This is a genomic window from Gilliamella sp. wkB72, from assembly GCF_001693745.1.
Taxonomy (GTDB): Bacteria; Pseudomonadota; Gammaproteobacteria; order Enterobacterales; family Orbaceae; genus Gilliamella; species Gilliamella apicola_E.
The window spans coordinates 149,046-162,203 of sequence record NZ_LZEI01000019.1 but is presented as its reverse complement, the minus strand read 5'-3'; the positions used below and the strand labels follow the sequence as shown (position 1 = coordinate 162,203).

Genomic DNA, 13,158 nt, shown 5'->3' with positions numbered 1-13,158 from the left:
CGAGATAGTATACAAAGATGATAGTATACAAAGAAGATAGCATAAGCCGTATCTTTGCTTAGCTATCTAACGGTGGTCCATAGCGATTAGTTTGATTAATTGAGGGTGAGAAAATAGAAAGACGATATTTTCCGCTACTATATGCATCATTTGAACGTCGCCTAATTGCAAAAATAATATTAATTATAATTAATGCAAATAATATATAGTAAATCATATGATGAGATGATTTCACCCCACTTAACTTTATTATCAAAAAACTTAATATCGTGGTGACGCAACATATTTGATTATAAAAACCTTTGCCATTGGTTCGACCATTCCAACGCCATATTTGATGCGATTTATTTTTAGGCAGTGATTTTGCTTCAAGATTTTTTTGATTTTCAATATTTTTTGCTAGAAGCAGTGTAGAGCATAAACGTAATATTAGATCATTATCCGTATCACTTCTAATATTCTCCAATTTATTACTTTTATCATCATTAAAAATCATATTATCGTCAGATAAATTTTCATTAAGGGCTTTCAATTGTTTTAATGATTCATAAATATCACGATTTTTTTTCCTAAATGAGGAGGAGATTGATAGTTTGTTCTCAAATGCTTTAGCTAATTGTTGCAATGCTTCATCATCACCAGCTAATTTTTGTAAGATCTGATGTAACTCCTCTTTTTGATTCAGTTTATTTAAGATTATTGTATGGAGTAGCATTAAATATGCTGGTGAGTGGTTAGCTAATTTAGCTTGCCATAATTGATCTATATTTTGTTTGATATCGGTAAAATTAACATCCTCAGGTATATCAATAAAATATTCAATGGCATTAGGGTAATTACATAACATACTACTAGTTAGCTTGTTATTACAATCGATCAGATTATATAACTCAACTTCATTTTGCCATTCATTAGACTTAAAAGTATTTAGTAGTGGTGTGAGTTGATCATCATCAGGCAAATGAAATAACTGATTATTTTTCCTAATGAAATTTGCAGCTCTAAACGGCGAATTACCAATAGTCACGACCAATAGACAATGACGATACCATTGCCAATATGCATCTTTATTATCAGTAATTAACTCGACTGGTAATTTGGGTAAATTATCTCGCCCTCTGAAATGAAAATATATTGGCCAGTCAAACATCTCCATATTGCGATAGTTAATATTTCTATATAAATTTAGTTTAGCTGTGTCTGGAATATCATCGAATCTATCTAGCCATAAACGACCAAATAAAACATATTCACCATTTTCATCTGGGTCAAACTTAGTTGGAATAATAGTATCATCATAATATAACCAAGCTTTAAATTCTTGGACTGGTGAAAGTTTTGTTAGCCATTCAAGGTGCTGTTTAGCCTGGCGTTGTAGATTTTGTAAGATAAATTGTTCAAATTGATCTTCAAAGTGATCATTTAAGATTGCATGTAATAATGTTTCATTACCGTGTCGTAACATAATTGCATGACGATATAAGCGATAAAAGCTACTGGTTCCATCATCATGTAATAATGTATATAACACTTGGCGATAATTCCAATTAATATCAGTTGCCCATCTAATAACATTAGCAATTTCTTCTGGGTAATCTTCTATTTTTAATTTAAATAATCGCGAGTTTGTAGATGTAGTAAGCTGGGGTATCGCATATAAATATTTATTATCAGTTTCAGCGGGTAGACAATGTGATTGATTAAGTGCAAGGAGCAGTAAAGGTAAATAATTTTGATGGTTTTTGGTACACCACTCAATTAACCAAATAGTAGCTTGCTCTTGATATTGTGGTAAATGATATAACTCTAACCAAAATTGAAAGGCATTTTCTTCATCTTCAAGTAAAGAATATTGTATTGCTGCAACAACTTTCCATTGATTAGCTTCATCTTGATTGGAATTAGCGATGCGAGTTAAAGCATACTCTAATAAACTTTTATTTTTCACTTTAGCAAAGCTATGCCAATTAGCTAAATCTTCCATCAATTCCTGGTTATTGGGTAAGTAAATCACAGTATGAATAGAAAAATACTTATTTAATTCCTTATAAGGTTTATCCCAAAAAATCCATTGCGCATTACGCACATAATTGATAGTTTCATTTTGTACTGCTTTATTATTTTTAGGTAGGCAGTTATAGTCAAACAAATCACCTCGTTCAATGTGATCGAAAAAATTCTCGTACATTTCAATTTTATCAGGATAGTGATCCATCACTTGTTGGCGCCAACGTAAATTTTCTGCCAATATTTTTACGCAATTAAGTGATATGGTTAATGTATCATAACTGATATCTAACATTTTCCATTTGGCAATATCTAATACAGACATTGGGTAATCAAAAAAGGAGGCAATAAACTTTTGCCATTCATCAACATCATTGCAGCGAGCAGGATCATCTAGTAATGCTTGATAATTGTCACAGATCTCTTTGACTTGGCGTTCTTCTTCGGTAATGCTTACTTCCTCTTGCTCTTGATTGGACTGTTCATCTGTTTCTTCTGGTGACTTTGCGTATTGCATCGCCAATTCATAAGCTTCCCGTAAAGCTTTAAAGCCTACTGGATCTGTTTCGGGGTGATATTGCGGAAGTTTTGCCCGATAAGCATTACGAATTTCTGTTATATCAATGGTTTTATCAATACCCAATAATTGCCAAAAATTATTATTCATGACCAAGCATACTCCATTAAAGATTGTGGTTTTTCTATTTCTTCAAGTTCGATATACCAAGGTAAGTGATGATAGGGGGAGTCTTCATTGGAATATAACTTGGACATAGTCCAATTACGCGATGAGCGACATAATTCGCAACGTAGCTGCTCTAAATCTTCTTTATTGGATAATGATTCCCAATATTGATACCCAATAAACCATCCTGAAAAATAGCTTTGCCAAGATGAATAATAGTGCTGAGCTCGTAGCGCTATTCTATAAAAAATCCATAGCGCTTCATCTTCAGTAATGAACATATTGCTGGTGCCATTGCGTAATAGATAGCCCATTCTTGCATAATCAAAACTACGTATGCCACCAACACCACACTCGGAATAGGTTTTTTCTACATATTCAATTAAGACTTTATCGTAATCGCAGTGTTTTTCAATATATTTAAGCCAATGAGGAGCGGTTAATCTTGGGTACATAAAATAGTGTTTAGATAAAGCCGGCGCATGACCATCATCAACCATATCAAAAATCATTGATAATAGGCTTTCTCGAGAGTCAATGCCCCAGTCTTTTTTCATATCAGTATAATTTCGTTCTGGATAAAAATAAGGTGAGGTATAACTTGCGCCTTCTTCTTTATTTAATGCAACCATTGGTGCAGATAATCCAAATAACCAATCGATACAATCTTGATGCATAGCTTAACTCTGTTAATGTTTATTATTAATCTGTGTAAAAAGATAGCAGATTTTATAGAAAAATAAATGTTTGTTTTAACAAGTAGAGTAATTGCTTTCTTGAGATATGTTAATTAAAAATAATCAAATAACTTTTACATTTCAGAATAATAAAATTATTTTGCAAATCATTATCTACAAGGCATAATAAAAAGAATTTATCAGTATTTGAATTTTACTGAGCTGTAAATAAAAGGAGTAATAATGAAAAAAATTGTCTTAGTTGCTGTATTAGTATCGGGTGCTTTAATGCTACAAGGTTGTGTCGCGGCTGTTATTGGTGTCGGCGCTGGCGCTACAGCAAAAGTTGCAACCGATCCACGTACTACTGGAACGCAAGTTGATGATACAACGCTCAATACCAGAATGAATAATAAGCTAAGCGAAAATGGTCCTTTCTTTATAGGCTCTCGTATTTCTTCAAGTACCTATGATGGCAATATTATTTTAACTGGCCAAGCGAATGCAGAACAAATTGAAAAGGCTGAACGTCTTGCATATCAAGTTGAAGGTGTGAAGAAAGTTTACAACCAAATTCGTTCAGGTGAGCCTGTCGGTGCTGGAACTATCAGTAATGATATGTGGATAACAACAAAAGTTAAATCGCAACTTGTCATGAATTCCAAAACAAAAGCACGTAATATCAAAGTGGTAACTGAAAATAGCGAAGTGTTTTTAATTGGCATTGTTACCAGTGAAGAAGGGCAAGAAGCCGCTAATGTTGCAAGTAAAGTTGCTGGCGTGAAGAAAGTTGTTACATTATTCACCCAACGCTAATCATAAATAGTTAAAAAAAGGAGAATTTATTCTCCTTTTTTTACATCATTAGTTAACAATTTAATTCGTTCAATTATTTTATCTAGTCCTTGCTGCCTGGATTGACTCAATTCATCAATAATTTTTAACTGATTTAATATCGCGTGAAAATCAAGAGCCTTAATTTGTTCTGCATTTTTATTATTGGCAATCATAATTAAAACGGCGAGTAATCCTTTAACAATTCGACCTTCGCTGTCACCTTGAAAAATAAATGAATCATCAGGTTGTTTTTTGACTGTTAACCATACTCGATTTTCACAGCCATCAATCTGATTAGCTTCAGTTTTTTGGTCATCAGGAAACGCTGGTAATTGCTTTGATAAAGCAATTAATTGCCGATAACGATCTTGCCAGTTATGTTGCTTAGAAAATAGTTCAAATAGTGGTGATAACATAATAAAACCAGTTAGTAATTAGAGATAAAAGATAAGCGATTAGCATAAAATCCTAAGTTAATACCTCAATAGCATTTTTCAGTGCTGTAACAAAACTATCAATGTCTTGCTGATTATTATATGGCATTATTGAAATGCGAATAACCCCATGACAGCCAAGTTTATCCATCAACGGCTTTGCACATAATCCACCTGTTCGAATTGCTATGTTTTGTTCACTTAATAAAATAGCGATATCATTATGATGAATGTTATGCATATTAAAGCTAATTATTGGACTATTCTTAACACTGTAGAATTGGATATGGTTCAATTCACTTAATTTTGATTCAGCGTAATTTGCCAATTGTGTTATATAACAATTTAATTGTGCTTCATCCCATTTTTTTAGCCAATCTAATGTTGCTTTAAAACCAAGTATTCCTGCAATATTTTGGGTACCAGCTTCGAATTTATAAGGCAAATCTTCGACTTCAAAATCTGAAAATGTTGTATTTTTCAACATTTTACCGCCACCTTGCCAAACGTCCATCTGTTCTAATAAATGTTGTTTTCCATATAGAACGCCAAGCCCTGTTGGGCCATATAACTTATGGGCAGAAAAAGCGTAAAAATCGATATCTAGCTTTTCAACATCAATTGGCTGATGAACAACACCTTGTGCACCATCTACCACTAAAATGGCATTATGCTGATGGACTAATTGACTAATTTTAACTAAATCTGGGCAAAAGCCAGTAACATTAGACATCTGGGTTATAGCCACAATTTTAGTTTTGGGTGATAGTAATGATGAAAGTTCATTAACATCGGCAGTCCACTTAATTACCTTTGCACCAGTTTGTTTGGCTACGATTAGCCAAGGTAATAGGTTGCTATGGTGCTCTAATTCGCTGACAATTATTTCATCATCGGCCTGTAGTAAAGGTCTCGCATAACTTTGCGCAATTATATTTATAGATTCGGTGGTTCCACGAGTCCAAACAATTTGATGGCTTGATTGACTATGAATAAACTTAGCCACACTTTGCCGAGCTTCACTAATCGCTGTGGTAACTTTTAGTGCATCTTGGTGTAAACTGCGCTGTGCGGTTGCGGTATTATGTGCATAATATTCAACCGTTGTATCAATCATAGTTTGCGGTTTTAACGCAGTAGCAGCCGAATCAAGATAAACAGAGTTACTTAGAGCAGGGAAATCTGCTCTAAATTTTTCAGGTAGTTTATTGTGTAAGTTCAAGTCCAGCAATCCCATTCCAATAACCATTACAGTCTCGTTTATGTTCAATATGTAGTGGGTTTGTGCCGTCTTCATTGGCTTTAAATTGTTTAACTATATCAAGCGTTTCAATACCAAGTGGTGAAATACGCACAATATCGACTAACCCTTTCATATCTTTAAGATTATTACCTAAATTGTAACAATAACCACTTTGAGTTTGAATGCCATTTAGTACAAACACCTTTTGTTGTTCTTGAGAAAAGACTTCTCGTCCTACAGGATATTTTATACAGCAAGTTTCACATTTATCTTTTGGTCTATCTTCTGATCTGGCTGTAAAACAACGAGCAGAATAAGCTAATGGCAAATAACCATAACTAAACACTTCAACCTCAAATTTACGATCAATTTTTAAAGAATCAAATTGGTTGAGAACATTATTTAACCAATCACGAGATAGTTCTACGGGCATACACCACCGCACCATACCTTGTTTTTGTAATAATTTTAGCGTAAATGCGTTGTAACAGTTAATCGCTGGGCCAGCGACGAAAGGTACTTTATTATCGTGGGCAATATTAATGGCAGCCAAATCATTAGCTTCAACTAAAAAGTCACCATTATTTACTAATTGTCTTAAATCGTTCAGTTCTGATGGCGCTTCCAGTAATGCAAGGGTAGAGAGTACTACTTGTTTACCAGACTTAGCAATTTCTTTGGCTAAATCTAACCAATTAGGTACTTTCATTTCACGGCGTTTGGTGCATACCGTTTCGCCCATATAAATAATATCAGCTTCGCTATCTTTAGCGGCTTGATAAAAAGATTCAGTTTCAATTTTAGGCCAATAATAAAGCACTGGTCCTAATGCATATTTCATAGTTTTGCTCACTATATTTAAATTCTTGAATAGTCAATTGGCTAGCACATTAATATTGAAAACTACTAAGATTATTATATGTTTATTTTATTTTAAAATTTCAATATCAATGCTGGCCAATTATTGCCATTTACGGTGATAAGCACCTAAAGTTGTTTGTGTTCCTTCTGAAACAGAGCCCAAGGTATCCATCCAATTCTTTTCAGCTTGGAATGCTTGTGGATTCGCTTTATAGCGATCAATAGCTTGTCTCCATACTTTTGTGACTTGTTCTACATAAGCTGGACTGCGTTGCCTTCCTTCAATTTTAACGGAAGCGATATTTGCAGCAAAAAGCTCCGGTAATAGTTCAATTGTATTTAAACTGGTTGGCTCTTCAATTGGATGATAAAGTGTATTTCCAACAAAATAACGTCCCTTACAAAGTGTTGGATACCCAGCATTTTCACCTTGTTTATGACAATCAATTAAAACATTGTTGAGTCTTGATTCAAGCCCTTTATCGGTCTCTTCCCAACGGACAAATTTTGCAGGAGAGCAAGCGCCAACAGTATTTGGCGATTCACCTGTTAGGTATGAAGATAAATAGCAGCGACCTTCCGCCATAATACATAAACTACCAAACGCAAAAACCTCTAAAGGTACGGGGGATACTTGTGATAACTGTTTAACTTGATGCATAGATAACACACGAGGTAAAACAATACGATGCACCTGAAAGTTATTATAATAAAACTTAATTGACTCTTCATTGGTTGATGACGCTTGCACCGAGACATGACGTTCAAGGTTCGGATACTTCTCAGCAGCATAATCAAGCATCGCTAAATCAGCAATGATTAAAGCATCAGCACCAATGTTAGCTGCAGTATCAACAGCATATTGCCATCGCTCAAAGTTTTCAGGATGAGCAAAGGTATTAATAGCTATATGTAATTTTTTACCGCGCTTGTGAACATAATCTGATGCTTCAACAAGTCGCTTTTCATTAAAATTTAAACCAGCAAAATGGCGAGCATTGGTATCATCTTTTAAACCAATATAGACAGCATCAGCTCCATTATCAATCGCCACTTTTAGGGATGGTAATGAGCCAGCGGGGCAAAGAAGTTCCATAATTATTCCTAACTTAAGTTCGGTATTTTATACGCCATATATTATGCAATAATTCCTAATTTAATGCGAATAATAAGCGAATTCCCAGACAAAAAAACATGTAACTTTATTTTTAATTTAAGTGTATGTATTAAATGATATTTTTACTAAAGCAAATGATTATGATTAATAATCATATTGAATTCAAACGGTAATAGTTAATATATGATAATTTACGATGTGATGAATAAAAAACCAGATATTTATAATTTAAATTTCTGGTTTTTATAATCAAAAAAGAATTTTATAACCGATTGATTAAAATCAATCTTTTATATGGTTAGCATACTATATTGCTAATAATTAATTCTTATTTAAAAGCATCTTCAAGTTGTATGAAATTTTTTTCTGAATTTAATTGAGTTATACAATTATTGATTAATTTTGAAGTAATATTTTGGACCAACTGATAGTTATTACTTTCCCATGCATCAAAAGTTTTGGTTTTATCATCTAGCGGTAAACTATCGCTAGAACAAGTAAAAGTAAATCCATTGGTTTTAATGAATGTTTGGTAAATAAAATTGTATTTATTATCAGTTATACCATCATAAATTAGTTTAAATTTATAAGGTTGAATAGTTATGGTGTGTTCTTTTTGTTTGTTAGCTTTTATTTTTTTTAATATTGTATATAACTGAGGTTTTAAAAGCTCCATGGTTTTATTTGGTACTGAATTTACATAACTACCTTTTAAATCTGTTTTTGAAAAAGTATTTACATTTCCACCAAGGTTACCAAAAAATGCAGTGGCAAATTGAACCATTTTTACTCCAACAGCTTGTGCTGTATCACCTCGGGTAACAACGTTTAAATAATTATTAGTATCATTAATTACCTGCCCATTAATGGCATTTTCAGTTATTACATTAATATTCGTGCCATTATTTAAGGTAATTACTTCTGTTTCTACAATCTTTGTTCTTGGTAATGATTCTCTATTTCCAGAACATCCAAATAATATGAACAAACTACAACTTAATAAAGCGTATTTAAAAATTTTCATAATTTTATGTTTCCTTTTGTATATTTTTATTTCATCAAATTATTTTTTATCTCCATAAATAATAAGTTAATATTTGAAGCATCTTTATTATTGTATTGAATATGACATTTGTCTAGATTTTGTTCAGTATATTTCTGAAGAACATATTAATATGCTAGCTAAAGCAATTTAATTTATGATGGGTTTTATTTTTCAAAGAGCGCTAATCTTTTTTCCATATTCCGTTAATTCTTTATCTTTCCAGTTTCATTTTACCCAAGCTAGATAAGCTTTTTGTCTAGCTTTAAAAACATTTAGGTTTTATGCAAATAATGTGCTTCTTTAAATGGGGAGGGGCTTAGCTTACAAGACGAGAAAGTCTAAACTTAAAATATGCATTTTCATTCGAAAACTTCACAATTTAATATTTACACAGGTATTACACAAAATTTATATTTTCATATTAAATCTATTAAATTCAAGTAAGTATGTTAAATTTATTAAATAGTATAATTATAACTTTTATTATTAAATTTTGTTTTTATATTACGCAACAGCTTATTTATTGCCCAAATTTTTACTTTTGCGATTTCAAATCTAGATCCCAACATAATCTGGCAATAAATCGATAAAACCTTTATACTATGCCCTAAATTTTAGTATGACTTTGTAAGTTTGCTAAATTAACCCGTTCTTTAACATCATCAATTGGAAGAAAATTATGCATCCGATGCTTAATATTGCTATTCGTGCTGCTCGTAAAGCAGGTAATGTTGCCATTAAGGCCTATGAAAATCCTAGTTCAATCGAAATTGATACTAAAGGTGCTAATGATTTTGCGACTAATGCAGATCGTGCCGCTGAAGCTTTGATTATCGAAACAATCAAAAAAGCTTATCCAGATCATACTATTATTGCCGAAGAAAGTGGCCTTGCTAAAGGTAGTGATGCTGATACGCAATGGATAATTGACCCAATTGATGGTACTACAAATTTTATTAAAAATATTCCACATTTCGCTGTGTCTATAGCTGCTCGTGTCAAAGGTAAAACCGAAGTGGCGGTCGTTTATAATCCAATGAGTAATGAGTTGTTTACTGCTGCACGTGGTAAAGGTGCTCAACTTAATGGTTATCGTATTCGTGTAAGTAATGCTAAAGATTTAGAAGGTAGTGTGCTTGCAACAGCTTTCCCTTTTAAAGCGAAACAACATAGTGATAGTTATTTTGCGGTTTTACAAAAGTTATTTACTAAATGTGGTGATTTCCGCCGTACTGGCTCAGCTGCGTTAGATCTCGCTTATGTTGCATCAGGGCGTTTGGATGGCTTTTTTGAAATTGGTTTAAAACCATGGGATATTGCTGCAGGTGAACTGATTTTACGTGAAGCTGGTGGTGTGGTTACCGACTTTGCTGGCGGTAACAATTATATGGTTTCTGGTAATATTGTCGCAGGAAACCCGAAAATTGTTAAAGATTTGCTGGTGACGACTCAAAACGATTGGCCAGAAAAATTACGTAATTAATTTTAATTTCTTTCTCTAAATGCAGGGATGTATTGTCCCTGTATCTATACTTGTCATTAACCACGAACAGTAATTTATTGATCTAATGTGGTCATTGAACAATTAACTTGTAAGCCTTGATTATTTAAATAGTCACTGCCCCATAAATACATTGATTCAAGTACTGGTTTTATACTTTTTCCAAAATTAGTTAAAGAATATTCAACTTTAGGTGGTACCACCGGAAAAACCTGTCGATGAATTAAGCCATTTGATTCAAGTTCGCGTAGTTGTTGGGTTAGCATTTTAGCTGTGGCCGTTGGAATTTCTTTGTGTAACTCAGAAAATCTCATGGCGCTTTTGGACATCAATTTCCATAGTATTAGCGATTTATATTTACCACCAATCATATTAATTGTGACATCAACTGGGCAATAGGTAATTGTCTGGTCTTGTTTTTCACAATGGGGGTTGATAATCGAATTATTTTTCACTTGGTTATCTTTACAGTATCTTTTTGGGTAGTATATATCAAAAAGGTGCATTCTTGTTAAAAAGATAATTAATACTACAATATCTACCATACCTAAAATCAAGGAATGCCTCAAATGAAAACTATCGAATATAATTTTTTTGTTGAAGAGATGAGCTGCGCATCATGTGTTAGCCGTGTAGAAAAAGCATTAAGAAAGATTGATGGTGTGATTGATGTTAGTGTAAACCTTGCAACTGAAAAGGCCACCGTTAAGGCTAATGCTGATGTTAAATTAGAAACTTTAATGGCAGCAGTTGATAAAGCTGGTTACCATGCAGTGAAGATTTCCGAGCCGGAAATTCACGCTAAAGACGTGAGTAAGCAAGCATCAGTTTGGCCGATTATTATTTCGGTTATATTAGCACTTCCTTTTGTTTTGCCGATGTTACTTGAATTATTTGGAATTCATTGGATGATGCCCGCTTGGCTGCAATTAGTGATTGCTTCGATTGTACAATTTGGACTTGGCGCTAAATTTTATCGTAGTGGTTTTAATGCAGCGAAAGCATTGTCTGGGAATATGGATTTACTTGTTGCAATTGGTACCAGTGCTGCTTATGGACTTTCTCTTTATCAGCTTATTATTGGTCATGCCGATCACCTCTATTTTGAGTCATCAGTGGTTATTATTACCTTGATCTTGATTGGTAAATGGTTAGAGTCAAGGGCCAAACATCAAACGACCCAAGCGATTGAGGCACTTTCTGCGCTTCGCCCTGAAGTGGCATTAGTTCGACAAGGGGAGGAAGAGGTGAGTTTGCCAATAAGTCAGGTTAAGGTTAATGATGTGGTGGTTATTAAACCCGGTGAGCGAATACCCGTTGATGGTATTGTTCTTGAAGGCGCATCAAGTTGTGATGAGTCTATGTTGACTGGGGAAAGTTTTCCGGTTACTAAAACACTCAATAGTACCGTAACCGGTGGAACTATAAATGGTGAAGGACTATTAATTGTAAAAACAACCGCTATTCAAGCTGATTCTATGTTGTCTAAGATTATTGCTATGGTTGAGTCAGCCCAAGCGAAAAAAGCACCAATTCAGCGTATTGTGGATCGGATTAGTGCTATTTTTGTACCCGTCATTTTATTGATTGCTTTAATTACACTGCTTGCTTGGGGCTTTATTTCTCATGATTGGCAGCAAGCTTTACTTCATGCGGTTGCGGTGTTAGTGATTGCTTGCCCATGTGCGCTAGGGTTAGCAACGCCAACAGCCATAATGGTTGGTACGGGGGTTGCTGCTCGTCATGGTATTTTGATTAAAGATGCCGAAGCACTTGAGACCTTACACAATATTAATACTGTAGCATTTGATAAAACTGGCACATTAACAATCGGTAAACCAGAGTTAGTTGAGCTAGATGTGCTGGGCATGGAAACAGCCGATCAAATTCTTTCTGTTGCAGCATCTATGCAAGCAGGTAGTGAACACCCACTAGCTAAAGCAATATTAGCTAAGGCTAAATCCTACAGTTATGCACAAAATATTACATCAATCGCGGGTTCAGGAGTGATGGCAACGATTGATAGCCATGAATATTATTTAGGCAGTCTGCGTTGGATGAAAACGTTAAATGCCTATTTTGTAGATATGCAGGATAAAGTTAATGAGCTTACGCAAAAAGGTTACACAATCTCATTTTTAGCCAAACAGCAATCAGAAAATAGTATTGTGATATTAGCCATATTCGGTTTTTCTGATGTTATTAAGCCTGAAGCGAAAAGTGCTATTGATGCATTACGTCAATTAAAGGTAAATACGGTTATGTTAACCGGTGACAATCAACAAGCTGCTAATTATGTAGGACAGCAATTAAATTTAGATAAAGTTATTGCTGAAGTTTTGCCTCAAGATAAAGCGAACTATATTTATCAATTACAAAAAGATAGCCAAAGTAATAATAAAGTTGCCATGGTTGGTGATGGTATCAATGACGCACCGGCTTTAGCTGCCGCTGATATTGGTATTGCAATGGGGACGGGAACTGATGTCGCAATGCATACGGCCAGTATTACTTTAATGCGTGGCAATCTATTTTTAATTGCCGATGCTATCGATATTTCTCGAAGAACTTATAATAAAATTAAACAAAACCTATTTTGGGCGTTTTTCTACAATTTAATTGGTATACCTCTCGCTGCTTTAGGCTTTTTGAATCCAATGATAGCCGGTGCAGCAATGGCACTAAGCAGTGTGAGTGTGGTGACAAATGCGTTGTTGTTGAAGCGATGGAAAGCTCGTTCTGAATAATTTG

11 protein-coding genes are annotated in these 13,158 nt (G+C 34.0%); 3 read left to right on the top strand and 8 right to left on the bottom strand.

What is annotated here, in order from left to right; all coding sequences use genetic code 11:
• Positions 1–58: 58 nt before the first annotated feature.
• The gene (locus A9G07_RS09930; RefSeq protein ID WP_065734992.1) at positions 59–2,674 is read right to left on the bottom strand and encodes a J domain-containing protein; all 2,616 of its coding nucleotides are present in this window, start codon (positions 2,672–2,674) and stop codon (positions 59–61) included.
• Positions 2,671–3,369, bottom strand: coding sequence for a DUF1266 domain-containing protein (locus A9G07_RS09925; protein WP_065563765.1), 699 nt, complete (start codon positions 3,367–3,369; stop codon positions 2,671–2,673). The genes A9G07_RS09930 and A9G07_RS09925 overlap by 4 nt, the downstream gene beginning before the upstream one ends.
• Positions 3,370–3,612: 243 nt before the next feature.
• Between A9G07_RS09925 and dolP the strand changes: the two genes are divergently transcribed.
• Entirely contained in the window at positions 3,613–4,185 is a 573-nt protein-coding gene (gene dolP, locus A9G07_RS09920) for a division/outer membrane stress-associated lipid-binding lipoprotein (protein WP_065734991.1), read from the top strand.
• A gap of 26 nt (positions 4,186–4,211) precedes the next feature.
• On the opposite strand, the gene csdE is transcribed toward dolP, so the two are convergent.
• From csdE to A9G07_RS09895, 5 genes are all read right to left on the bottom strand, one after another.
• Positions 4,212–4,622 carry a cysteine desulfurase sulfur acceptor subunit CsdE gene (gene csdE / locus A9G07_RS09915; RefSeq protein ID WP_065563763.1) on the bottom strand — a complete coding sequence of 137 codons (411 nt, stop codon included), beginning with the start codon at positions 4,620–4,622 and terminating at the stop codon, positions 4,212–4,214.
• A gap of 52 nt (positions 4,623–4,674) precedes the next feature.
• Complete coding sequence (csdA, locus tag A9G07_RS09910) at positions 4,675–5,889, bottom strand: cysteine desulfurase CsdA (protein WP_218060059.1); 1,215 nt, start codon at positions 5,887–5,889, stop codon at positions 4,675–4,677.
• Positions 5,846–6,724, bottom strand: coding sequence for a U32 family peptidase (locus A9G07_RS09905; RefSeq protein ID WP_065563762.1), 879 nt, complete (start codon positions 6,722–6,724; stop codon positions 5,846–5,848). The genes csdA and A9G07_RS09905 overlap by 44 nt, the downstream gene beginning before the upstream one ends.
• A 120-nt stretch (positions 6,725–6,844) precedes the next feature.
• A complete protein-coding gene (gene ubiU, locus A9G07_RS09900) occupies positions 6,845–7,840 on the bottom strand; it encodes a ubiquinone anaerobic biosynthesis protein UbiU (RefSeq protein WP_065563761.1) in 996 nt (331 codons plus the stop codon).
• A gap of 349 nt (positions 7,841–8,189) precedes the next feature.
• Positions 8,190–8,885 carry a hypothetical protein gene (locus A9G07_RS09895; RefSeq protein ID WP_065563760.1) on the bottom strand — a complete coding sequence of 232 codons (696 nt, stop codon included), beginning with the start codon at positions 8,883–8,885 and terminating at the stop codon, positions 8,190–8,192.
• Between the two features lie 700 nt (positions 8,886–9,585).
• Here A9G07_RS09895 and suhB point away from each other — a divergent pair.
• Entirely contained in the window at positions 9,586–10,389 is an 804-nt protein-coding gene (gene suhB / locus A9G07_RS09890) for an inositol-1-monophosphatase (protein ID WP_065734990.1), read from the top strand.
• A gap of 74 nt (positions 10,390–10,463) precedes the next feature.
• Here the strand turns inward: suhB and A9G07_RS09885 are convergent, their stop codons facing one another.
• Positions 10,464–10,778, bottom strand: a complete 315-nt coding sequence (locus A9G07_RS09885; protein ID WP_442903366.1) for a winged helix-turn-helix transcriptional regulator — start codon at positions 10,776–10,778, stop codon at positions 10,464–10,466.
• A 198-nt stretch (positions 10,779–10,976) separates the two neighbouring features.
• On the opposite strand from A9G07_RS09885, the gene A9G07_RS09880 reads away from it, so the two are divergent.
• Positions 10,977–13,154 carry a heavy metal translocating P-type ATPase gene (locus tag A9G07_RS09880; RefSeq protein ID WP_141677507.1) on the top strand — a complete coding sequence of 726 codons (2,178 nt, stop codon included), beginning with the start codon at positions 10,977–10,979 and terminating at the stop codon, positions 13,152–13,154.
• Positions 13,155–13,158 lie beyond the last annotated feature (4 nt).

What these genes read in the sequence shown, in the direction of transcription:
- A9G07_RS09930 (WP_065734992.1), bottom strand. Translation starts at nt 2,674, where the DNA reads ATGAATAATAATTTTTGGCAATTATTGGGTATTGATAAAACCATTGAT.
- A9G07_RS09925 (WP_065563765.1), bottom strand. Translation starts at nt 3,369, where the DNA reads ATGCATCAAGATTGTATCGATTGGTTATTTGGATTATCTGCACCAATG.
- dolP (WP_065734991.1), top strand. Translation starts at nt 3,613, where the DNA reads ATGAAAAAAATTGTCTTAGTTGCTGTATTAGTATCGGGTGCTTTAATG.
- csdE (WP_065563763.1), bottom strand. Translation starts at nt 4,622, where the DNA reads ATGTTATCACCACTATTTGAACTATTTTCTAAGCAACATAACTGGCAA.
- csdA (WP_218060059.1), bottom strand. Translation starts at nt 5,889, where the DNA reads ATGGTTATTGGAATGGGATTGCTGGACTTGAACTTACACAATAAACTA.
- A9G07_RS09905 (WP_065563762.1), bottom strand. Translation starts at nt 6,724, where the DNA reads ATGAAATATGCATTAGGACCAGTGCTTTATTATTGGCCTAAAATTGAA.
- ubiU (WP_065563761.1), bottom strand. Translation starts at nt 7,840, where the DNA reads ATGGAACTTCTTTGCCCCGCTGGCTCATTACCATCCCTAAAAGTGGCG.
- A9G07_RS09895 (WP_065563760.1), bottom strand. Translation starts at nt 8,885, where the DNA reads ATGAAAATTTTTAAATACGCTTTATTAAGTTGTAGTTTGTTCATATTA.
- suhB (WP_065734990.1), top strand. Translation starts at nt 9,586, where the DNA reads ATGCATCCGATGCTTAATATTGCTATTCGTGCTGCTCGTAAAGCAGGT.
- A9G07_RS09885 (WP_442903366.1), bottom strand. Translation starts at nt 10,778, where the DNA reads ATGATTGGTGGTAAATATAAATCGCTAATACTATGGAAATTGATGTCC.
- A9G07_RS09880 (WP_141677507.1), top strand. Translation starts at nt 10,977, where the DNA reads ATGAAAACTATCGAATATAATTTTTTTGTTGAAGAGATGAGCTGCGCA.